Source organism: Methanobacterium alkalithermotolerans, assembly GCF_018141185.1.
GTDB classification, from domain to species: Archaea; Methanobacteriota; Methanobacteria; order Methanobacteriales; family Methanobacteriaceae; genus Methanobacterium_F; species Methanobacterium_F alkalithermotolerans.
Genome location: NZ_CP058560.1, coordinates 1032705 through 1053955, shown reverse-complemented (window position 1 = coordinate 1053955; position 21251 = coordinate 1032705). Strand labels below are relative to the sequence as shown.

At 37.5% G+C, this 21251-nt stretch carries 22 protein-coding genes; 15 read left to right on the top strand and 7 right to left on the bottom strand.

Going from position 1 to position 21251, the window contains the following annotated elements; translation table 11 throughout:
• Positions 1 to 135 precede the first annotated feature (135 nt).
• Positions 136 to 1041, top strand: coding sequence for a CPBP family intramembrane glutamic endopeptidase (locus HYG87_RS05080; protein WP_211534132.1), 906 nt, complete (start codon positions 136 to 138; stop codon positions 1039 to 1041).
• 29 nt (positions 1042 to 1070) lie between these two features.
• Here the strand turns inward: HYG87_RS05080 and HYG87_RS10985 are convergent, their stop codons facing one another.
• Complete coding sequence (locus HYG87_RS10985) at positions 1071 to 2039, bottom strand: transposase (protein WP_249164896.1); 969 nt, start codon at positions 2037 to 2039, stop codon at positions 1071 to 1073.
• Positions 2040 to 2416: 377 nt separating this feature from the next.
• Here HYG87_RS10985 and HYG87_RS05070 point away from each other — a divergent pair, with 377 nt between their 5' ends.
• The gene (locus tag HYG87_RS05070; RefSeq protein ID WP_211534131.1) at positions 2417 to 3511 is read left to right on the top strand and encodes a DegT/DnrJ/EryC1/StrS family aminotransferase; all 1095 of its coding nucleotides are present in this window, start codon (positions 2417 to 2419) and stop codon (positions 3509 to 3511) included.
• A gap of 262 nt (positions 3512 to 3773) precedes the next feature.
• Here HYG87_RS05070 and HYG87_RS05065 read toward each other — a convergent pair whose 3' ends face one another.
• The gene (locus HYG87_RS05065) at positions 3774 to 4076 is read right to left on the bottom strand and encodes an MTH1187 family thiamine-binding protein (RefSeq protein ID WP_211534130.1); all 303 of its coding nucleotides are present in this window, start codon (positions 4074 to 4076) and stop codon (positions 3774 to 3776) included.
• Between the two features lie 38 nt (positions 4077 to 4114).
• Here HYG87_RS05065 and HYG87_RS05060 point away from each other — a divergent pair, with 38 nt between their 5' ends.
• Positions 4115 to 4972: a TIGR00269 family protein gene (locus HYG87_RS05060; RefSeq protein WP_211534129.1), complete on the top strand. Its 858-nt coding sequence runs from the start codon at positions 4115 to 4117 to the stop codon at positions 4970 to 4972.
• Here the strand turns inward: HYG87_RS05060 and HYG87_RS05055 are convergent.
• The 4 genes from HYG87_RS05055 to comB form a co-directional block, all read right to left on the bottom strand.
• Positions 4969 to 6561, bottom strand: coding sequence for a GTPBP1 family GTP-binding protein (locus HYG87_RS05055; RefSeq protein WP_211534128.1), 1593 nt, complete (start codon positions 6559 to 6561; stop codon positions 4969 to 4971). The genes HYG87_RS05060 and HYG87_RS05055 overlap by 4 nt on opposite strands.
• A gap of 14 nt (positions 6562 to 6575) precedes the next feature.
• The gene (locus tag HYG87_RS05050) at positions 6576 to 6788 is read right to left on the bottom strand and encodes a DUF1922 domain-containing protein (protein ID WP_211534127.1); all 213 of its coding nucleotides are present in this window, start codon (positions 6786 to 6788) and stop codon (positions 6576 to 6578) included.
• 159 nt (positions 6789 to 6947) lie between these two features.
• Positions 6948 to 8117: a TraB/GumN family protein gene (locus tag HYG87_RS05045; RefSeq protein ID WP_211534126.1), complete on the bottom strand. Its 1170-nt coding sequence runs from the start codon at positions 8115 to 8117 to the stop codon at positions 6948 to 6950.
• A 210-nt stretch (positions 8118 to 8327) separates the two neighbouring features.
• Positions 8328 to 8999: a 2-phosphosulfolactate phosphatase gene (gene comB / locus HYG87_RS05040; RefSeq protein WP_211534125.1), complete on the bottom strand. Its 672-nt coding sequence runs from the start codon at positions 8997 to 8999 to the stop codon at positions 8328 to 8330.
• A gap of 233 nt (positions 9000 to 9232) precedes the next feature.
• On the opposite strand from comB, the gene HYG87_RS05035 reads away from it, so the two are divergent.
• The 3 genes from HYG87_RS05035 to HYG87_RS05025 all read left to right on the top strand — a co-directional run bounded on the left by HYG87_RS05035 (position 9233) and on the right by HYG87_RS05025 (position 11908).
• Positions 9233 to 9844 carry a hypothetical protein gene (locus tag HYG87_RS05035; RefSeq protein WP_211534124.1) on the top strand — a complete coding sequence of 204 codons (612 nt, stop codon included), beginning with the start codon at positions 9233 to 9235 and terminating at the stop codon, positions 9842 to 9844.
• Entirely contained in the window at positions 9829 to 10740 is a 912-nt protein-coding gene (locus tag HYG87_RS05030; RefSeq protein WP_211534123.1) for a methanogenesis marker 7 protein, read from the top strand. The genes HYG87_RS05035 and HYG87_RS05030 overlap by 16 nt, the downstream gene beginning before the upstream one ends.
• Before the next feature lie 88 nt (positions 10741 to 10828).
• Positions 10829 to 11908 carry a metallophosphoesterase gene (locus tag HYG87_RS05025; RefSeq protein ID WP_211534122.1) on the top strand — a complete coding sequence of 360 codons (1080 nt, stop codon included), beginning with the start codon at positions 10829 to 10831 and terminating at the stop codon, positions 11906 to 11908.
• 134 nt (positions 11909 to 12042) lie between these two features.
• Here HYG87_RS05025 and mmp10 read toward each other — a convergent pair whose 3' ends face one another.
• Positions 12043 to 13296, bottom strand: a complete 1254-nt coding sequence (gene mmp10 / locus HYG87_RS05020; RefSeq protein WP_211534121.1) for a methyl coenzyme M reductase-arginine methyltransferase Mmp10 — start codon at positions 13294 to 13296, stop codon at positions 12043 to 12045.
• 361 nt (positions 13297 to 13657) lie between these two features.
• Here mmp10 and mcrB point away from each other — a divergent pair, with 361 nt between their 5' ends.
• From mcrB to mtrB, 9 genes are read left to right on the top strand one after another with little or no spacing between them, the layout of a single operon-like run.
• Complete coding sequence (gene mcrB, locus HYG87_RS05015; protein WP_211534120.1) at positions 13658 to 14989, top strand: coenzyme-B sulfoethylthiotransferase subunit beta; 1332 nt, start codon at positions 13658 to 13660, stop codon at positions 14987 to 14989.
• A 34-nt stretch (positions 14990 to 15023) separates the two neighbouring features.
• Positions 15024 to 15461, top strand: coding sequence for a methyl-coenzyme M reductase operon protein D (gene mcrD, locus HYG87_RS05010; RefSeq protein ID WP_211534119.1), 438 nt, complete (start codon positions 15024 to 15026; stop codon positions 15459 to 15461).
• 10 nt (positions 15462 to 15471) lie between these two features.
• Positions 15472 to 16068: a methyl-coenzyme M reductase I operon protein C gene (gene mcrC / locus HYG87_RS05005; protein WP_211534216.1), complete on the top strand. Its 597-nt coding sequence runs from the start codon at positions 15472 to 15474 to the stop codon at positions 16066 to 16068.
• Between the two features lies 1 nt (position 16069).
• A complete protein-coding gene (gene mcrG / locus HYG87_RS05000; protein ID WP_211534118.1) occupies positions 16070 to 16819 on the top strand; it encodes a coenzyme-B sulfoethylthiotransferase subunit gamma in 750 nt (249 codons plus the stop codon).
• 18 nt (positions 16820 to 16837) lie between these two features.
• A complete protein-coding gene (gene mcrA, locus HYG87_RS04995; protein ID WP_211534117.1) occupies positions 16838 to 18490 on the top strand; it encodes a coenzyme-B sulfoethylthiotransferase subunit alpha in 1653 nt (550 codons plus the stop codon).
• Between the two features lie 52 nt (positions 18491 to 18542).
• Entirely contained in the window at positions 18543 to 19421 is an 879-nt protein-coding gene (gene mtrE, locus HYG87_RS04990; RefSeq protein WP_211534116.1) for a tetrahydromethanopterin S-methyltransferase subunit E, read from the top strand.
• Positions 19422 to 19433: 12 nt separating this feature from the next.
• Entirely contained in the window at positions 19434 to 20132 is a 699-nt protein-coding gene (mtrD, locus tag HYG87_RS04985) for a tetrahydromethanopterin S-methyltransferase subunit D (RefSeq protein ID WP_211534115.1), read from the top strand.
• A complete protein-coding gene (gene mtrC, locus HYG87_RS04980) occupies positions 20132 to 20935 on the top strand; it encodes a tetrahydromethanopterin S-methyltransferase subunit MtrC (protein ID WP_211534114.1) in 804 nt (267 codons plus the stop codon). Before mtrD ends, mtrC begins: the two co-directional genes overlap by 1 nt.
• Before the next feature lie 11 nt (positions 20936 to 20946).
• On the top strand, positions 20947 to 21249 hold the full coding sequence (gene mtrB / locus HYG87_RS04975) for a tetrahydromethanopterin S-methyltransferase subunit MtrB (protein WP_211534113.1): 303 nt from the start codon (positions 20947 to 20949) through the stop codon (positions 21247 to 21249).
• Positions 21250 to 21251: the final 2 nt, after the last annotated feature.

The following is a 21251-nucleotide window of genomic DNA, read 5'->3' as shown; positions in this document are numbered from 1 at the left end:
CGTTAAAATTATGATATAAAAAAATTTATAGTATATCCAGTTAAGTAACTTCTGTAAACAAATATCATTTTGCCTGATTAATATAATAAACATTTTAGCCTAATAATAAAAAAAGCAATGTAAATCGGAGGAAAAATGTCAGAGATACCATTTTTGGATAATGGAAAAACCGGGAAAAATAAATGGTGGACTTATTTTTCAACCATAATACTTACCTGGGGTGCATCAAGCTTTTTAGCCGGGTTGATTGCAGGTTTCATTATATTGATTATATTATTTTCTTCTTCCCAAACCTTAAATTTAGCCAACATGAATTTAATTTTAGAAAGTCCTTTATTTTTAATCTTCCTGGCACTAATTAGCTTTGGCCTGGCCTTCATTTTCATGTATATCAGTATAAAGTTCATTCATCATAGGACATTCCAGTCTCTCATCAATGTGAAAAACCGGACTGACTGGAAAAAGATAGGTATTGGGGCGGGGGCCTGGCTATTAATCATAATACTGCTGGATTTCATATCTTTTTTAATCGATCCTTCCAGTTTTCAAATTTCTTTTGACCCTTCCCGTTTCTGGATTCTGGCACTTTTAAGCTTAGTTGCCTTCCCTATACAGGCTTCATTTGAAGAAATATTTTTTAGAGGATACTTAATGCAGGGACTGGCATTAAAATTAAAAAAACCAGTAAATGTACTTTTAATTAGCTCAATCATTTTTGCAGCCATGCATTGGTTGAATGGGGAAACAATATTGCTCAGCGCATCTATTACTCTATCTACTTTCATTGTGGGACTGGTGCTGGGAATAATTACCCTGGCAGATAACGGCATTGAAATGGCTATCGGGGTGCACATAATCAACAATCTATATGTGAGTGTAATCCATTCTTCCCCTCAGGGAGGACTGGGTGAATTACCTTCATTAATTACCACTCCCATTAATCCCTATGCTTCTCCTTTAATTTTGATAGCAGCTTCCATACTACTCCTGGTGATTCTATTTAGAAATAGAAAAGAGGATTTAATGGCAGTATTTAATTAATTTTTTTGGTTTTGTAGAAACCCTTTTTTTTAGTTGATTTGTGTTGTTCTGTAGATGTTGTATATTGTGTTTTTGAGTTGGGTTTCTTTGTTTGATAGTTGTGTGCTTCTGCTGTGGTTTATGCCGTTGAATTTTCTTTTTATTGTTGAAAATATGCTTTCTATATTGTTTCTTGTTGTGTATATTTTGTTTCGGAATATTGTTGGGCTTTTTAGTCGGTATTGTCCTTTTTTTGCTCTTTTTTTGAGGGGTATTTGGTCAAATGCTTTGAGTTCTTCATTTATGCATTTTCTTATTGGTTCTGTGTCATATGCTTTGTCTGCTACTATGTATTGTGGTTTATACTTTTTGATTTGTCTTAATGAGGGTTTTGCAAATTGTGTGTCGTATTTTGGTCCGCGTGATGTTTGATAATATAAAATAAGGCGTGTTTTTACGTCTATTGTTAAATGGTTTTTTATGTAGCTTTTTCTTTCCTTTTGCCGTATTTTTGCATAATATTTGTCTGCATAATCATTCGTAAAACCAGAGCCGTCTAATGCTATTATATCTGCTTTAATATCGTTTAATGATAATATTAAATGGTTAATTTCTCTAATTTGTTTTGAAGGTAGTCTTTTAAAAAATTTTTGGATCGTTGTAAAGTGTGGAACCTTTTTTATTCTCAAATATTTCTTAATTACGTCTGATACATCAATAAAATCAATGATTTCACGATATGTTGATTTTGTGTAAATTTTCATTGCTAATATCGTGAATAAAGTATGTTGTGAATATAAATGGTTTGAAAAAGCATTAGAATACTTATTTATCGCTATTTTAACATAATAATACGTTCTTTCGATGAATTTCACCAGTTTATTTTCTTTTAATTCACTATTCTTGTTTAAAACACTTTTTAAATGTTGAATATTAGAATTTTTAAAACTAAAATCCAAAAGATTTAACTGCTTTGAAACTCCACTATAAACAGGGGAATAATAGATTTCGCTAATCATAATAATATTATTCCCCTTTCTAATTATAAATACTTTAGCAGCCTGTTTTAAAAATATGTAGCTGTAATTTCAAGTGAAAACAGGAAAAACGAAACTTAAAACTAAAAAATTTTTTTTACAAAAAAATCTACAAAAAACCTCAACTTCAAATAAAAAAAAAATAAGGGTTTCTACAAAGCCATTTTTTTAATAAATTTTTAGAATATTTTTTATATACAAAAAAATAATCAGATTAATGATTTCTGATATTAATCTGGATTTATTAAATATCAAATATAAAATCAATTATGTAATTATGCTGTTGGAAATAAGAATTTAGGTATATCTTAAAAATTCAACTAAATAATATTTTTAAATTAGTGTTTACAGGTGTAGATATGATTCCCATTGCCAATCCCTTTATAGAAGATGAAGAAATTCAAGAAGTAGTAAAAGTCTTAAAATCTGGATTTATTGCCCAGGGCCCTAAAGTGGCTGAATTTGAAGAAAAGTTTGCTGAATATGCAAATACCAGTCATGCCATAGCCACCAGCTCTGGAACCACTGCACTTCATCTTACTTTACTTGCAGCAGGGATTGGTACTGGCGATGAAGTTATTACCACACCCTTTAGTTTTGCTGCTACCGGTAATGTGGTTCTCTATACTGGAGCAAAACCAGTATTCGCGGATATTGATCCTGATACTTATAATTTAAACCCGGAAAAAATAGAAGAAGCCATAACTCCTAAAACCAGGGCTATCATGCCGGTTCACCTGTATGGACAACCTGCTGACATGGAACCTATCCAGAAAATAGCTGATGATCATGGTTTATATGTAATTGAAGATGCAGCTCAAGCCCATGGAGCTGTTTATCATGGAAAAAAAGTGGGATCATTAGGTGACATGGCAGGATTCAGCTTTTACCCTACCAAAAATATGACCACCAGCGAGGGAGGAATCATAACCACTGATAACTCCGAATTTGCAGAAAAAGCTCGTATATTAAGGGCCCATGGAGAAAAAGAGAGATATAATCATGTGGTTTTGGGTTATAATTTCCGTATGACTGATATTGCAGCGGCCATTGGCCTGGTTCAGTTAAAGCGCCTGGAGGGCTTCAACCAGAAAAGAATAGAAAATGCAAATTATTTAACGGAACATATCAATGAACTGGATGGAATCGCTGCTCCTTATATTCAGGACGATGTTAAACACGTATTCCACCAGTATACCATTCAGGTGGATGCCGACCTAAGAGATGATTGCATAAAATGCCTCAATGAACAGGGGGTAGGTACCGGTATTCACTATCCTAAAGCCATATACCACCAGGAATTGTATCAAAAATTAGGATTTAAAGACAAGTGCCCGGAAGCTGAAAAAGCTGCTAAAAAAGTTATTTCTATCCCGGTTCATCCTCAATTAAAGGTAGAAGATTTGGAAGTAATAGTACAGGCATTGGAAGACACCAGCAACAACTTCCAATAATTTTTTTATTTTAAAGCAGGAAATGGCCATCAATATATTAAATTCTTCAATTATCTTTTTTTTTAAAAAAATAAATACATTTATGGGATTAAATGCCCAATTAAACTAACTTTAAAGGCTTTTTTTTAAGAATTAATATACTAACCTGACTTAAATCAAAATAACATTAAGTTAGCCAATGTAAGAAATGATCTTTCAGTTATAATCTCATCTAAAAAAATTATAAATAGGCTTTATATTCTCCATGAAATCCCGGATAAAATCATTCAAGCTTTTTTTTAACTGATGCTACTTTATCAGACAGCCCACGATTGGTATCTCTCCTATCATCTATTTTAATACTGGTAGATACCCGATTTGCACCTTCTTTTATTACAGCTTCATGAGCACTTGCTATGGCTTTAAAGAGATCTTCCATATTTTCTGATTCTATTTGGGTTCCCATACCTGAAATTTTATACTTTATCCCTGTTTTATCTAAAGCCAGTACTGCAGCAGCTACATAATTACTCAAACTTGTGCTGGAAGTTCCAACAGGGATTACGGTTAATTCAGCAGTTATCATGATAATTATATATGTACTTTAAATTATATATCTTTTTCATGGAACCCCTGAACCAGGAAAAATTCAATCTAATGATTAAAAATAGGGCTGAAAAGTTAATAAAAGACTATAAACTGATTGAACAGGGGGATAAAATTGCAATCGCTCTTTCTGGTGGAAAAGACAGTATTTTAACCTTACATATCTTGAAGAATTTCCAAAAAGAAATGCGATTTGATATGGTGGCCATTGCGGTGGATGAAGGGATTAAAGGATATAGAAAACAGGGTATGGAATCTGCTAAATCCAATGCTAAATCATTAGGGATAGAGTTAATCAAAAAGTCATTAAAAACTGAAATGGGATTTTCACTGGATGAGGTTTATTCCTGTTTTAAGAGTGCTTGCATACCTTGTGGAGTTTTCAGGAGACACATACTCAATAAAACTGCATTTGAAATAGGTGCTACTAAAATTGCCACGGGCCATAATTTAGATGATGAAATACAGTCCTTCCTGATGAGCTTTGCCCGGGGGGATGTGCTGAAATTTTCGAAATTTAGCCCCCGGCTGGAGGTTATTCACCCCCGACTGATACCTCGAATTAAACCACTCTGGAACACTCCTGAAAGGGAAGTAGGTATTTGGGCTGTTCTAAATGAAATTGAAGTTCATTTTGATGAGTGTCCTTATTCGGAGCTTTCCTTAAGGGCTAAAACAAAAGATTTTTTAAATAGGGCGGAGTCCAAAAAACCAGGAACTAAAAAAGCCGTAATGGATTCCTTTATAAAAAGCCTGAATATAAAGCCAGGGATAATAGAATTAAAGGATTGCAAATTATGTGGGGAACCTTCTTCTTCAACCATCTGCAAGGCTTGCGAAATGAAAAAAATAATATCTGACTATAAAAAAACCTAATCTGATATGGTACGGGTTATGATACCAATTCCCTTACTGCGCCCTTCCCTTAAAATTAATTTTTGTCCCTTTTTCACATGATAAGGTCGGTATTTGAAGCGCATGTGTACCTTACCCTTATCTCCAGCGGACATATATTTCTTATCCAGAGGTTCCAGCTGGGTAGTCTCGGCAATGGTTTCTATGTGGGTAACACTTTCATAACCACTTTTAATGGTGGTGGGATGGACTAAAATTGTAATTTCTGCTTCAAATTCTCTAATAGATTCTGGTTTATATTCAGGATGGCATAAAATCGCACCTCTAGAAATTTGATCCATATCAACTCCAGTTATAGATATTCCAACCACATCTCCTGTTTTGGCATAGCCAATTTTATAGTGATGCATTTCAATGGATCTGGCAGTTAATTCCTTAAATTCACCATAGGTGGTGGGACCAATCAAAAGCCGATCTCCTTTTTGCACCTGACCCTGACGTATGGTACCACTAACAACAGTACCCGCCCCCTTAACGGAATAAACCTTATCAATATACATCAAAAACGGTTTTTTTTGGTCTTCCAGATTTATAGGGATTTCAATGTTTAAAAATAAATTATTCAAAAGATCTAAACCTTCACCTGTAACTGATGAAACATTAAACACTGGCACCAGATGTTTATTCATTTTTTTGGCAACTAAATACGCTTCTTCTTTGGCTTTTACTTGATATGGGATTCTTCCCACCAGTTTTAGCAGTTCTGCTATTTTTCCATATACTGACTTTAATTCTTCTGGAGTAACCAGATCAATTTTGGTTATAACTACCAGTACTGGAAGATCCATGGCTAAAATTATCCCTAAATGTTCCCGGGTAATATGGGTAGGTCCATCATCTGCAGCAATAGTTAAAAGCCCGTAATTCAATTTTTGTCCTACAATTCCTCTTATAGTGGTTCTAAGCCATGGCTCATGACCTACGGTATCTACAAAGGATACCAGCCTATCACATTTCTCCATTAAAGCAGATTTTTCTTTTTTATCCAATGGATTTTTCATATAATAAACGTTTTTGTTACAAAACCCATATAGGGCAAATGATAGATCTGCAGATAAACCTCGCTCTATTTCATGCTTTTGCACATCCAGAAAAATCCTGCTTTTACCACTCCCATCATCCAGATTTCCTGTGGTCAACGTTCCCAGAAGGGTACTTTTACCATGATCAACGTGCCCGGCAACCCCTACCAGCAAGTGCTCTTTTTCCGGGCTTTGAACTTTTAAAATTCTTAAATGGGCTATTTTTTTACCATTAATGGGATAGAGTGCTGAAATTTTAACCTCAGCCCCAATAAGGTAAGATATGCTCTCCAAGACGAATATTGATTCTTTTAATTGGGTTTCAGTTAAACCAAGGAGTTCTCCATTATCTTCCACGCCTAAAAGATAAATAGCTTCTCCATTTCCTTTTTCCATACGGTATTTCATCTGGGACAATAATCGTTGCTTACGATCTTCCTTGAGATGAAATTCAGGAGATAAACCCACTTTAAATTCAATATTCTTCCTTTCGCCCTTCCGGGTAAAAGAACGCAGATCTTTTATCATAAGGTTTCAATAATTTATAATTTATTGGCGGTGGTAAAACCGGTTCCTCCATATCTTTCTTCCTGCAGATCCCGTACTGCCTGGGATGCACTTTGAAAATCTTCAGCTTTTTTTAAGATTCTTCTACTCTTAACCCTGATACTTTTTCCACAGACACATTTTCGGGTTACTACCCCTTCCTTGGAATACATGGCCCGACCACAATCACAACGAAATATAAGGTACATTAGTTACTCCACCTGCACTAATTTCTAAAAACATTATTTATTGATTTCTTCTGTAAATTTTTTTATAAATCATCTGAAGAGATAAATAACTTCATTGTACTCGTAATATGAGATTATTTAGAAAATAGGAATTACTGAGAATATTAATCTTGATTTTAATTATGCTCCCCATAATTTGCCAAAAAGAGGCAATATAACCTGAGGTATAGTAATAAAACTTCCTATAATTGATCCAATATTAGCACCTGCCACCACTAAAAGTACCCGGAATAAGTTATTATTCCACAAATCCTTAAGATCCTCACACTTACCAAAATCAACCAGATCACCTGACCCAACATGCCTTAATTTCGCTTCAACTAAACCTGCAAACCATCCTGCGGCGATTAATGGATGTAGTGATGTTATAGGTGCTACTAAAAAAGCAGTAACTGCTGAAAGGATTTTTGATCCACTTAAAATAGAACCCAGAAATGAAAGTCCCCCGGTTAACAATATAAACTGTATTAAACCAGATTGAATATTAATCCCTCTAATAAATGCTAAAATGAATATTATGATAAAAGAGATAGGAATTAATGATAGTAATATTTTAATCCAGGGGACTCCTGACTTTTTTTCAATTAAAAGACTGCTTAAGGGAGGTAAGTTTTCAGGGTGTTCCAGATAATTATTTATGCCCTGCTTATGCCCCGCCCCAATAACAGCAATTACATTATCTTCCGGAATTTCAAGGAGTTTATGGGACATGTAAGCATCTCTTTCATCCACCAGGACCTTATAAGCTTGTGGTGACATTTCCTGGAAATAATTCATGACTTCCTGGAGGGCATCCCCTTTTTTAAGACTTTCTATATCGTCGATTTCATCTTCCCCACTGAAAAAGGAATAAATGATGCCATAGGTGAATTTTATTTTTTCCCAGGCGCTCATGGCATTTAAAGCTCTTTTCAAGGTTAATGATATATCCCGGTCTATTAAAGCTACCCGGGCACCTACTTCTTCTGAGGCATCAATAGCTGCTAACATTTCAGCTCCGGGTTTAACACCCAGATCATCACCTATCTTTTTTTGCATATAGGTTAAAAACCCACTTACAAGGAAAAGGCCTACTTTATTTTCTTTAATTACATCTGAAATTGAAATATTATTTTTTTCTTCAATCCCCATTTTTTCCTGCATTAAACGATGATATCTATTTGCACATAATTCTACAGCTACTACATCAGGTTTTTCTTCTAATATAGCACTTTTTACTTCTTCAACGCTTTTTTGGGAAACATGGGCGGTTCCAATAATTTTGAGGGATTCTATTTTCATATATTCCACTATTTTATTTATTATGAGTGTAAGGCGAAGTATTTTATAATTCCATAAAATTTTTTAAGTGATTAAACTTTATTTATAATACTATTATAATTATTGATGGGAGTTATGTTTAACATAATTACGAAAAATGAATTATGATCCCATTAATTCTTCTTTAAATGTAATTGGCAATAATCACGATTAATGGATTCATATTTATTACAATCATATTTATTTCTGGTAGCTGGTTATCACATTCTGGTGGAATACCGGAACATTTTTTGAAATATTTCTTTTTAAACAGAATTCAATGTCTTTTTCAAAGCCTAAAGTCTTTAATCTTTGACCAGAACGGGAATTTAATATTGATTTATCTACTTTTTCAGGATTTTCAACTGCTAAAACAGCTGATCTGGCAAATTCATCCATTTCATCATCAGGAAGATATTTCATTATGAAACCTGCTCCCAGGAAATCTTCTATGGCAAACCTTCCTTCCACCCCGGCCATCACCATTTCTATATGATTAAGGGATATTTTTTGCGCAACACGGGCCACGGCTTTAGCATTATTAAAACAACCAATTAAAACCCGGGAATTCATACCTTCCATGATTCTGGTTCCATTACTGGTAGTTAAAACCAGAGTTTCTCCATTGAATCTTTGAATTTCCCAGGGGGAGTTCCCGGCATTAAATCCATTTAGAGTTGCACCTCTTCTTTCCCCGGCCAGGACAGCATTTAATTTTTTAGATAGTGCTCTGGCATTTTCATGGTCTATAACCGGTATCACCTGCTGGAAATGATCCAGTGCAATAGTTATGGTTGAGCTGGCCCTCAATACATCTACCATTATGGATACATCATCAGAATAAGATTTTTCCAAACTCAAACTAACTTTCATGGAAAGTCCCCCTATCAAAATATGACCTATTACTGTATATTTGATTATTAACGGCCTTAAGTATGGAATTACGTATATTTTCCATGTCACTTATTAATAATCTTTTTATTTAAATATTTAAGAAAAATTCATCTATATCGTCATAACTATAATTATAATTAAAAACTATAAATTAGTTATATTCATAAAATCCACGAGTTTAATATACTTAACATGTAACAAAATGTGATCTGATGAGAATCCTCACCACCCCCATGTGTGAACCAATTTTAAAATGGGCGGGTATAGATGAATACCAGGTAAATAAAAATCCAGATGAAGAAGAGGCGGATGTGGCCATAGTACTCTCTGAAACAAATACTCGCATGAAATCCATAAAAATTAAGCTTAATACCTTTTCTCAAATTCAGGAAAGTGTGCATATGCTTCAGAATGCCTTTGGGATTGAAAATTCAAGTAATTTTTCAGAACGGGATTCAAATGGTGAAAATTCTAAAAATAATTATTTAAATAATTTTAATTTAAAAAATTCGCCTAGGGAAGTGGATTCTAAGTGGCTGGATAATGATTATAGAACTAAGGCCCGAAAATTGAATGGAAAAATAAAAGTCACAGTATATTCAAACTTTTTAAAAGACATAGTAAAAGACATGGGATACAGTATAGTTAATGATAAACCAGACTTTATAATATATCCTGATTATTTGGAAAGTGCGCTGGAGAAAAAATTGACTGGCGATAAATTAATAAAGGTTCCCTCCCATGGGAATGTAAGTTTAAATCCTGTTAAGAGGGCTCACTTTAGATACAACTTGTTGGAGAAAAAATTATGTATGAAACCCTAACCTATGCTGGTGGTGTTCACAAGCATGAGGAAATGACCGAACTTATTGAGGACCTGGGAGGATTTGTTCTTCAGGAGAACATGCTGCAAATGGATCTGGTTCTTACTCTGGCGGTACCTCTTGAAGATGTGCCTAAAATACAGGAAAAAGCCAAACAATTACTGGGAACGGTTAAAATTGCCCCAATGGCTGGAACGGAAATAGCTATTGTTTCTCCCACTCTGGCTCGTCATCATCTACCTCATTCGGCCTGTGATATTTCTGAATATTTACGTCGTTTCGGGGCCAAAGATAACATGATTGGTCTGGCCAGGGGAGCAGGAAAGGGCATCTCCAGGATTAGTGAAGATGAGAAAACATTAATAGATGAACATGATCTGGCAGTATTTGCTCTGGGTAGTTTTGAACAGTGCATTAAGGATAAAATCCATCTTTTCGAGGATATAAATATCCCTGTAGTGGTAACGGGGGCTCCTGAAATGGATGTAAATGACTTACCTGGTGCGGATGCATATGTATCCGGATTAGGAAGGATTCCTAGACGATTAAAAAGAGGAGAAGATATTAGGGCGTTAAAAAAACTGGTTAGCGTGGTGGAAGATATTTTAGACCAGCGACGTAGGGACATGGCACAGGATCCTCCTTTAATACCATCCATACTTGTTAAAACCGAAATTGAAAATCAAGTACCTGCCCTGAATGATGTTTATTCACCTACTCCTGTAACCAGTCAGCTGGATGGAGTAAGGGTAAAACTGAACTATGAGGAGTTCCATGAGGAAATAGGGAAGGTTAAAATTTATAAATATACTCTGGAGGACATTGCCGATATAAATAAATCTAAAATGTATGATTACACTTTAGTGAAGCTCTTACCGGAAAGCTCCATAATTTAATAAATTTAAATTAAATTTTTTCATAGTGTTGGAATAAAAAAATCATGTAATTTTTTTAATCAATAAAAAAAATATTCATGGGAGTACTATGGATAAAATCAGAGTTTTACAGCTTTCTTTATTTATTTCTTTTTTCTTTATAGCTTATCTAACTCTAAATTATTTCATATTATCCACTTTAAATTCTATTTTTAGCATGGTTAATAATTATATTCTTTATTCTTTAATTGGAATATTTTCTATTTCATTTCCTCTTTCCATGATTATAGGTCAAAGGCAGGATCATATAGTTATTAGAACACTATACACTTTTTCAGTAACCTGGTTGGGAATAGCCCTATTTTTCTTATGGGGATTCATATTGCTGGAAATAATCCAATTATGGATTCAAATTCCTTTAAAATTATCAGTATTGTTATTAACATCTCTGGTACTGATTATAACTATTTATTCGGGGGTAAATGCCTATTATTTTCACCAAAAAAACATTAAAATTCCATTAAAAAATTTAAAAAACCCGGTCAGAGTTTTACAGCTTTCAGATATTCATGTGGGCTCGGTTAGAAATACGGGTTACTTGAAAAGACTGATAACTAAAATTGAGGAGATTAAACCTGAATTGGTTTTAATTACAGGTGACCTGGCTGATGGGAGTTCCCCTATTCACCAAGAATCTTTTAAGCCATTTAAATCTCTAAAAATGCCCATATATTTTGTCAGTGGCAATCATGATACCTACGTGGAATGGAGTAAAGTCAAAGAAGCCTTAAATTTTGCAGAAATCGAGGTGATTAACCACGATTTTGTGGTTTTCAAGGGATTGCAGATTGTGGGTATAGGTTACTGTATGCAGAGGAAGATGTTAGGTCCACTTTTAAGCCAGCTGGAATTTGATCGGGATATTCCATCAATTTTAATGCACCATTTACCATCTGAATGGGAATCAGCCCGGGAAAACGGTATAAGTTTGCAAATTTCCGGCCATACACATCACGGGCAATTCTATCCAATAAATTTACTGGTGAGGTTCATTTTCCCTTACTTTAAAGGACTCTATAAGAATGGTGAAAGCTATCTCTATGTTTCTGCAGGTACGGGAACATGGGGGCCTCCTTTGAGATGGGGATCTAGAAATGAGGTTACTGTTATTGATTTAATTCCAGATTAATTGTCTTTAGAATTATTCTGGTAAATAGATCTTTTGGAAAAAATCCTAAAAAAAAAATTTAAGAATAAACCTCTAAAAAAATTAACTTCACGGGTTTATTAAATGCAATTAAACTTTTCAGGGTTTTTAATACATTAATTCTCTTTTTTTATTCCAAAGAAGTTGATGGCTGCTACTAATTCTCGGAAGGCTTCTAATTCTTTTTCAATTACATTTTCATCAGTTAGAGTACCACTCATTTCGCCATCTACTGTTAATTTATCTGGGCCCCGGGCTACTAAACGATCTACTCCGTCCCGACTCAAAATTTCATTGGCATCTTTGTCATGCACAAAAGCTCGCCCGGGTATGATCACTGTTTCTTTAATTTCCTTTAAATTAACTTTTTCCAGGTCTTTTCTGGTAATTAAACAGCCAATATCCTTATCCACAGCATATACATCTACCATATCCTGGGCTTCAAGGTTATCTACTATCTTTTGTATATAGGGAGCTGCTACCTGGCTGGTGAGTATGGTTGCCTCTGCTTTAATTTCTGGAATAAACTGCAAGAATACTTTATTTTTATTTAAAGAAATGGCAAAAGGAGCATCATTTTCAGGGTCACAAACAGGAGTACCACTAACCCGCAAATTAAATTCTTTATTTATTTTTCTTACCAGATTTTCAAATTCAGAGATGGTGTGCGGTTCCACGCCTTTTATTATCGGCTCATTTCCCAGTATGAGGCCCTGGTTTTCATAATTGGCAAAACGCATTAAAATAAATGCCCGGGCACCCCATTCTTCCAGCTGGGCACAGGTTTCAAATAATTTTTCCCCATCATTTACTCCTGGAATAATAACTGATGCAGCATGGACTTCAATATTTTCGGAAAATATTTTAAGGGCTTTTAATGACTCTTCTGGATGGGGATCACCCATCCATTTTTTTCTAAGGAGAGCATCAGTGGAAAAAACAGTAAAGGTTACTTCTTCTACTCCATTAGAAATTAGATCTGAAGCCATTTTAGAATCATCTATTCCCTTACCGCTGGTATAACCCAGATGTATAGGTGTTCCCATCTGTTGAAGGCTTGAAGTAAGCTCTAATAAATGAGGATAGCAACTTATATCTCCTCCTCCGCTGATATTAATTTTTAAGTTTTTATCACGAAATTGTCCCATCATTAAGCTGTTTTGAACATTACTGGCCACAAAAAAGGGAGGGATAAACTCGTTTTTTGTTTCGGATACACCAAAGGTGCAGGTTTCACATCCTATTTTCCCGGGCGAACAACTTCTACATCCTAAAGGCTGAAATTCTTTTATTTTTCGAAAATAACAATATTTACAATATCCTCGGCAGTCTTTTCCAGGAATACCACCCACATCTGCTATAATTTGCATAATAATTTTTTAGGTTTTTATAGAAATAAATAATTTTGTATTGCACTGGGAAAGGGATAAGGGCTAAACAATATTAATCAGATATCAAAGATTAGGGAGAAAAATAAGGCTTATTCTAAGTAAAAAAAGTATTAACCTATCTTTTCTTATACTTCTTTATAAAAAACTTTTTATTCTTTATAAATCTTTCTACTTAGTTCAAGAAGAAAGTTTAAATATATGACCTTTAACAAAACACTGCTCGTATACCACTAAAAGGTGCTTATGCAACTTTCTCGGGAGTGAGCTATTTTTATAAGCATTAAATTGCTGCTATTGCTCTTGAGGCTGGTATACTACATAATCTGTTAGGAGGGAAAAAATGGCGAAGTTTGATGATAAGGTTGACTTATACGACGACAGAGGCAATCTAGTTGAATCTCAGGTGCCACTAGAAGCTTTAAGTCCACTACGAAACCCAGCTATAAAAAGTATTATCCAAGGTATAAAAAGGACAGTAGCTGTAAACTTAGAAGGTATTGAAAATGCCTTAAAGGCTGCCAAAGTTGGTGGCCCTGCCTGTAAGATTTTAGGAAGAGAAATGGATCTAGATGTGGTTGGAAGTGCAGATTCTATTGCTGCTGCTGCCAAAGAAATGATCCAGGTTACTGCAGATGACGACACCAAAGTGGAGTTACTTGCTGGTGGAAAAAGAGCTCTAGTGCAAATTCCAAGTGAAAGATTTGAAGCTGCCGCAGAATATTCTGCTGCTCCTTTAGTTACTGCCACTGCATTTGTTCAGGCCATAATAAACGAGTTTGACGTCTCCATGTATGACGCAAACATGATCAAAGCTGCCGTTCTAGGACGATACCCACAATCTGTAGAATATATGGGTGCAAATATTGCTACCATGCTGGATATTCCACAGAAACTGGAAGGACCAGGTTACTCACTGAGAAATGTTATGGTGAACCACGTGGTTGCTGCCACTTTGAAAAACACCATGCAATCTGCTGCTTTATCCAGTATATTAGAACAAGCTGCCATGTTTGAAATGGGAGACGCTGTAGGAGCATTTGAAAGAATGCACTTACTGGGATTAGCTTACCAAGGTATGAACGCTGACAACCTGGTATATGACCTGGTTAAAGCAAATGGTGCTGAAGGTACCGTCGGATCTGTAATAGCTGATCTGGTTGAAAGAGCAGCTGCTGACGGTGTTATTGGAGTAGAAAAAGACTTAAACGGATTCAATGTCTACGGAACTGATGACTTAGCTAAATGGAATGCTTACGCTGCAGCTGGTCAAATGGCCGCTACCATGGTTAACCAGGGTGCTGCTCGAGCTGCTCAAGGTGTATCATCCACCCTATTATACTACAACGACTTAATTGAATTTGAAACCGGATTACCAAGTGTGGACTTTGGTAGAGTCGAAGGTGTAGCTGTAGGATTCTCATTCTTCAGTCACTCCATCTACGGTGGTGGAGGTCCTGGTATCTTTAACGGAAACCACATTGTAACCAGACACAGTAAAGGATTTGCTATTCCTTGCGTATCAGCCGCTATGGCTCTTGACGCAGGTACCCAGATGTTCTCCCCTGAAGCAACCTCTGGTCTAATTAAAGAAGTGTTCAGCCAAGTGGACGAATTCCGAGAGCCACTAAAATATGTTGTGGAGGCAGCTGCCAACATAAAAGGCGACATTTAAATAATCTCACAATTTTTTGGGGGCAAAACTACAAATGGACATAGAAATATTCCCACATAGACTTTTAGGTGCAGATACAACTGAAAAACTATTGAATAACCTGGAAGAAATTGATAGTATCAAACGAATGGTTATTCATGGACAGAGACTTCCTCCTGCAAGTGCCAAACATCCTGATAGAAGAACTATTGTTGTCAAAGGCGAAGAAATAGACCTGCAAGTTAAAACAGGCCGAATTCTATTGGAAATTGAATCTGAAGAAACCATAGAGAACGTTAAAAAGGTATGTGAAGAGGTATTACCTTTTGGATTTAATGTTCATATTGGAACTTTTATCAGATATCAAAAAACAGTAACTGACGAAATCAAATACGGCGATGATCTGGATAATATACCTGCTGAAATGGTGGGATTAACTGATCAGAATGCCCCACTCAGTGAAAGAGCAAGCATTATTAAAAAAAATCAATAGGACTCTGAAGATGATTGGCAAATGCACTCATGTTGTAGACTGCCGCGAAACCATGGGGATGGGTGAAGGAGGCGGTATTGCCCAAAGGGGCACTTTTGCAGAATGTGGAAGTGAAGTACTGGCTGTAGCCATGTCTCCTGGAAGGCGCCATATTACCAAACCGGTATGTGAAATCACTTTTGCACTGCGAGAAGCAAATATAATGACCAGTACTCTGGTTTTAAATGCTGGTGCAGGTGTACCTCAGGACACTCCCAGCGCAGGTGCAGGAAGTCTTTTTGGACTCACTCCAAATGAGATTGAGCAAATGAAAAGACATCAGGTCCTGGTAGTTCATCTGGGTGGAGTTAAATACCACATAACCTACAAGGCCAGATTGATATTGCGAAATGTAAACCGTCCGTGTGTTATTATATGCGAATATCCAGTTGACTTTGAAGATTTTGCAAAAATCGGAGTTAAAACAAGAGTAGTAATGCCTGAAATCCCCAAAACTAAAGGAAAAATCGTTGACATCGTGAGTGGTGTCATAAGAGGAGAAACTTGTCCCCAGGAAAAGCTGGATGAGATTATTAGAAAAGTTAAGTTAGCATTAGGAGGTGCATGATATGGCACAATATTATCCCGGAACAACAAAGGTTGCACAAAATAGAAGAAATTTCTGTGACCCTGATTATGATTTAGAAAAGATGAGGGAGATCTCTGACGAGGATGTTGTAAAGATCCTAGGTCACAGAGCTCCTGGTGAAGAATATCCAAGCGTCCACCCACCACTAGAAGAAATGGACGAACCTGAAGACTCAATAAGAGAAATGGTGGAAGCAGTAGATGGTGCAAAAGCCGGTGACAGGGTACGATACATCCAGTTCGCTGACTCTATGTACTTTGCTCCAGCTCAACCATTTGTAAGGGCAAGATCTTACCTATGCCGATACAGAGGATCTGACGCAGGTACCCTATCTGGACGACAAATTATTGAAGCCAGAGAAAGAGACCTGGAGAAAATCTCCAAAGAACTTCTGGAAACAGAATACTTTGACCCTGCCCGGTCAGGTTTCAGAGGAAAGTCTGTACACGGACACTCTCTGAGATTGGATGAAGATGGTATGATGTTTGACATGCTCAGAAGACAGGTCTTAAACAAAGACACTGGAATGGTTGAAGCAGTCAAAAACCAGATCGGAGAAGAGCTCGACGAACCTGTGGTTCTAGGTGAACCAATGGACGAAGAGACTCTAATGGACAAAACCACTATTTACAGAGTAGATGGTGAAGCCTACAAGGACGACGCAGACGCTGTAGAAGTATTACACAGAATACACGTCTTGAGATCCCAGGGAGGATACAGTCCAGAATAATTAAGGGGAGGAATGATTATGGCTGACAAAATGTTCATAAACGCATTAAAGAAAAAATTCGAAGAATCCCCCGATGCAAAGAAAACTCACTTTTATGACTATGGTGGTTGGAAACAATCTGAAAGGAAAACTGAGTTTGTAAATGCAGGTAAAGAAGTAGCTGCAAAAAGGGGAGTTCCACAATATAACCCTGATGTAGGTACACCTCTAGGACAGAGGGCTCTAATGCCTTACCAGGTATCAACTACCGATACCTTTGTGGAAGGTGACGACCTGCACTTTGTTAACAACGCTGCCATGCAGCAAATGTGGGATGACATTCGAAGAACTGTAGTTGTGGGTTTAAATACCGCACACACTGTTATCGAGAAAAGATTAGGTAAAGAGGTTTCCCCCGAAACTATAACTCATTACCTGGAAACTGTAAACCACGCTATGCCTGGTGCTGCTGTTGTACAAGAGCACATGGTGGAAACCCACCCTGCATTAGTGGCTGACAGTTACGTAAAAGTCTTTACCGGTAATGATGAAATTGCCGAAGAAATAGACCCTGCCTACGTCATTGACATTAACAAAATGTTCCCTGACGACCAGGCTGAAGTCTTAAAAGCTGAAGTAGGAGACGGAATCTGGCAAGTAGTACGGATACCAACCATTGTATCCCGAACCTGTGACGGTGGTACCACTTCCCGATGGTCTGCTATGCAGATTGGTATGTCAATGATTTCTGCATACAAACAAGCAGCAGGAGAAGCCGCAACCGGGGACTTCGCATACGCTGCAAAACACGCAGAAGTTATTCACATGGGTACCTCTCTCCCAGTAAGAAGGGCAAGAGGAGAAAACGAACCTGGTGGAATACCATTCGGTTACCTGGCTGACATATGTCAGTCCTCCAGAGTAAATGCTGAAGACCCTGTAAGAGTTACACTGGACGTAGTAGCTACAGGAGCAATGCTTTACGACCAAATCTGGCTCGGTTCTTACATGTCTGGTGGTGTAGGATTTACCCAATACGCAACCGCTGCTTACACTGACAACATTCTCGATGACTTTACCTACTATGGTAAAGAATACGTAGAAGACAAATTTGGTATGTGTGAAGCACCAAACACCATGGACACCGTTCTGGATGTAGGTTCAGAAGTTACCTTCTATGCCCTGGAACAGTTTGAAGAATACCCAGCACTATTAGAAACCATCTTCGGTGGATCCCAAAGAGCTTCCATCGTAGCTGCAGCTGCTGGTGCATCCACTGCATTTGCTACAGCTAATGCTCAAACTGGTCTAAGTGGATGGTACTTATCTATGTACCTGCACAAAGAACAACACTCCAGGCTTGGATTCTATGGTTACGACTTGCAAGATCAGTGTGGTGCATCTAACGTATTCTCCATACGAAACGATGAAGGATTACCACTCGAAATGAGAGGACCAAACTATCCTAACTACGCAATGAATGTAGGTCACCAGGGTGAATACGCAGGTATTTCCCAGGCCCCACACGCTGCTCGTGGAGACGCATTTGCATTTAATCCTCTGATTAAAATTGCATTTGCTGACGACAACTTAGTCTTTGACTTTACTAACGTCAGAGGAGAGTTCGCTAAAGGAGCACTACGTGAATTCGAACCTGCCGGAGAAAGAGCACTTATTTCTCCCGCTAAATAGGTCTAACCCACCTATTTATTTTTTTTTATTTAAAACATAAGGAGGAAAATACATGGACCCTATGATAACAGGATTAGGTGTTGTTGCTCTTATGGGAGCTGCCGCAACCATCGCTGGGGCTGCAGAGGATTTAGAATCCGATGTAGGTTCACAAAGTAATCCTAACTCACAAGTTCAGCTAGCACCTCAGATGGGACACTTGCACCGGATGATAAACAAAGCTGTTTCTGGTGAACCAGTGGCTTATGGTGCCTGGTGTGGTATTGCTGGTTCTGTAACATTTGTAATGATAGGAGCATTAAATCTACCAGTGATTATGGCTTTGGCTGTAGGGGCTTTTATAGCCGCTTTAGTCCATACTATATATTCAGCAACATCTCACATGGGACGGATTGTTAGTCAATCTCAGTTCAATCAACCTTTATTCATGGATGTTCTGGTTCAATCTTTAGGACCAATAGCAGGACATGGATTTATAACTACTTTTTGTATTGTAGGATTATCATACCTGATGATTTCAGCCTTACAACCAGCTCACCCATTCCCACTTCCTTTACTGGCTGTGCTATGGGGAATAACTATTGGAGCTATTGGTTCATCTACTGGAGACGTTCATTACGGAGCTGAAAGGGAATACCAACAATATCCTTTCGGTGGAGGAGTTCCAGTAGCTATTCACGGTGACATTGTAACTAAAGCCGAAATGGGAGCAAGAAACTCCATTGATGTGGTAAACTTCTGTGCTAAGTACGGAGGTCCATTAACTGGTTTTGCTTTCGGAGCGGTTGTTTTCTTCAGTTTCTGGATTACAGTAGTGTTCGGGTTAACTGGAGGAATAATAGCAGGTTTGATAATAGTTCTAATACTGATAATACTCAATAACAGAGTAGAAATGTTCGCTAGAACTAATTATGGACCATACAAGGATTAAGGAGGATATAAGATGGATCCATTAACATTAATCGGAGCTATAACTGTGGGCGGAGTCCTCATAGGCGGAGGAGTACACTTCGTACCTGTGGGTGGAGCTCCTGCAGCTATAGCAACTGCTACAGGTGTAGGTACCGGTACAGCTATGCTAGCTGCTGGTGCTGGTTTAACTGGACTAATCACTGCTGCTGCTATGACTGGTCAATCACCAATAATGATTATGGCTGCTGGTGCAGTTGGTGCCATGCTAATGATAGGAATTACCATGCTGGTAGGTAACTTAATATACGTTTATGGTGTAGGATGTGTACCTGCTTCAGCTAAAGTAAATGTAGACCCTATAACCAAATTGAATCAGGAAAAATATGTTACTCCTGGTACTGAAGGACACGGAGTTCCTACGGTTTGTTTCATAAGTGGTTTAATTGGTGCGGCATTAGGTGGAATCGGTGGAGGATTAATCTACTGGGGCCTTTATGAGGCATTAAAAGGTTCAGCCTTTTTCATTGGTGCTATTGAACTAGCCGCAATATTAGCTGTTGGCATATTCTTTATTAACGCAGTAATTGCCTCTTATAATATAGGAGGTACTATTGAAGGATTCCACGATCCAAAATTCAAAAGAATTGGACGGGGAATAATTGCTTGTTTAATTGCTTCGGTGGTAATCGGAGCTATTTCACTACTCTTAACTAACGGAGGTGTCTTCTAATGTCAGTTGCAGCTGGAGGACCCGCCGGTGCCGCCATATCTCCTGGTAAACTAATGGCCCTGGGGATTGTGGGAGGACTTGTGGGCATATATGCCGCTCCTTTGAACCCTGTTTTAGGACCTTTGGTCTCTGCACTGGGTGCAGTTTGTGCTATAGTATGGGGTGCTGACGCGATTCGAAGAGTAGCTAGCTATGGTCTAGGTACTGGTGTGCCTTCTATTGGGTACATGTCACTGGCCATAGGTATTGTAGGTGCTATTGGTGGTTTAGCCGGTGCATTTTTATTGCCAGACTTACCAATTGGTCCGGTATTGGCATTAATCATAGCCATGGTTTTAGGTACCATTGTAGCGCTTATTGGTAAGAAAATTGTAAAAATGAAAATTCCTATCCTGGAACAATGTACCGCTGAGCTATCTGGTGCTGCAGTACTATCCGTTCTCGGATTTTCTGCTGCTATTGCAGGAACTTATTCCATGCAGGCCATATTAACCTCAGTAATAGCCACTGGATACATTGGCCTCTTGTTCATATTGAACACCATGGCCATCCAACACCCTTTCAATGCCTGTCTGGGACCAAATGAAAATCAGGTAAGAACCTTAAAACTAGCCGCATCCACTGGATTTTTATCCATGGCCATAATTGGACTTTTAGCAATAGGCTTTTCCAGTGCATGGTGGGTTATATCCATAATTGGTGCTTTAGCTTGGTTCATAGCCATCAGATCTTACATAACCGCGTCCCTGGAAGAAGCAGCATCAGTAAAATGGGCTGGACTCTGGCCTAAGGAAGAGCAATAGGAGGAATCAAAATGGAAATGTTACCTTTAGTTAAAATAGTTCCTGAATCTAACTTAACTTTAGATCCCTCCACTGGTATGATCGGAGCTGCTCTAGGCAGAGAGGTCTTAATATTATCAATGGATGATATAAACACAGAAATAGCTACGTTAGAGGCTACAGCAGATGACTTAATGAACTCACTTGACCCTTCCACTACTTGCGAGGGTTCCTACCCTGGAAGGGAAGGAGTATACCTTACTGCAGGTAAATTGACTAATATGGTGTACGGGTTCATACTGGGTCTAATTTTGCTGATTGCCATACTGCTTTAGGA

Bases quoted from the DNA above. Each gene is read 5' to 3' on its own strand.
- HYG87_RS05080 (WP_211534132.1), top strand. From the start codon at position 136: ATGTCAGAGATACCATTTTTGGATAATGGAAAAACCGGGAAAAATAAA.
- HYG87_RS10985 (WP_249164896.1), bottom strand. From the start codon at position 2,039: ATGATTAGCGAAATCTATTATTCCCCTGTTTATAGTGGAGTTTCAAAG.
- HYG87_RS05070 (WP_211534131.1), top strand. From the start codon at position 2,417: ATGATTCCCATTGCCAATCCCTTTATAGAAGATGAAGAAATTCAAGAA.
- HYG87_RS05065 (WP_211534130.1), bottom strand. From the start codon at position 4,076: ATGATAACTGCTGAATTAACCGTAATCCCTGTTGGAACTTCCAGCACA.
- HYG87_RS05060 (WP_211534129.1), top strand. From the start codon at position 4,115: ATGGAACCCCTGAACCAGGAAAAATTCAATCTAATGATTAAAAATAGG.
- HYG87_RS05055 (WP_211534128.1), bottom strand. From the start codon at position 6,561: ATGATAAAAGATCTGCGTTCTTTTACCCGGAAGGGCGAAAGGAAGAAT.
- HYG87_RS05050 (WP_211534127.1), bottom strand. From the start codon at position 6,788: ATGTACCTTATATTTCGTTGTGATTGTGGTCGGGCCATGTATTCCAAG.
- comB (WP_211534125.1), bottom strand. From the start codon at position 8,999: ATGAAAGTTAGTTTGAGTTTGGAAAAATCTTATTCTGATGATGTATCC.
- HYG87_RS05035 (WP_211534124.1), top strand. From the start codon at position 9,233: ATGAGAATCCTCACCACCCCCATGTGTGAACCAATTTTAAAATGGGCG.
- HYG87_RS05030 (WP_211534123.1), top strand. From the start codon at position 9,829: ATGTATGAAACCCTAACCTATGCTGGTGGTGTTCACAAGCATGAGGAA.
- HYG87_RS05025 (WP_211534122.1), top strand. From the start codon at position 10,829: ATGGATAAAATCAGAGTTTTACAGCTTTCTTTATTTATTTCTTTTTTC.
- mmp10 (WP_211534121.1), bottom strand. From the start codon at position 13,296: ATGCAAATTATAGCAGATGTGGGTGGTATTCCTGGAAAAGACTGCCGA.
- mcrB (WP_211534120.1), top strand. From the start codon at position 13,658: ATGGCGAAGTTTGATGATAAGGTTGACTTATACGACGACAGAGGCAAT.
- mcrD (WP_211534119.1), top strand. From the start codon at position 15,024: ATGGACATAGAAATATTCCCACATAGACTTTTAGGTGCAGATACAACT.
- mcrC (WP_211534216.1), top strand. From the start codon at position 15,472: ATGATTGGCAAATGCACTCATGTTGTAGACTGCCGCGAAACCATGGGG.
- mcrG (WP_211534118.1), top strand. From the start codon at position 16,070: ATGGCACAATATTATCCCGGAACAACAAAGGTTGCACAAAATAGAAGA.
- mcrA (WP_211534117.1), top strand. From the start codon at position 16,838: ATGGCTGACAAAATGTTCATAAACGCATTAAAGAAAAAATTCGAAGAA.
- mtrE (WP_211534116.1), top strand. From the start codon at position 18,543: ATGGACCCTATGATAACAGGATTAGGTGTTGTTGCTCTTATGGGAGCT.
- mtrD (WP_211534115.1), top strand. From the start codon at position 19,434: ATGGATCCATTAACATTAATCGGAGCTATAACTGTGGGCGGAGTCCTC.
- mtrC (WP_211534114.1), top strand. From the start codon at position 20,132: ATGTCAGTTGCAGCTGGAGGACCCGCCGGTGCCGCCATATCTCCTGGT.
- mtrB (WP_211534113.1), top strand. From the start codon at position 20,947: ATGGAAATGTTACCTTTAGTTAAAATAGTTCCTGAATCTAACTTAACT.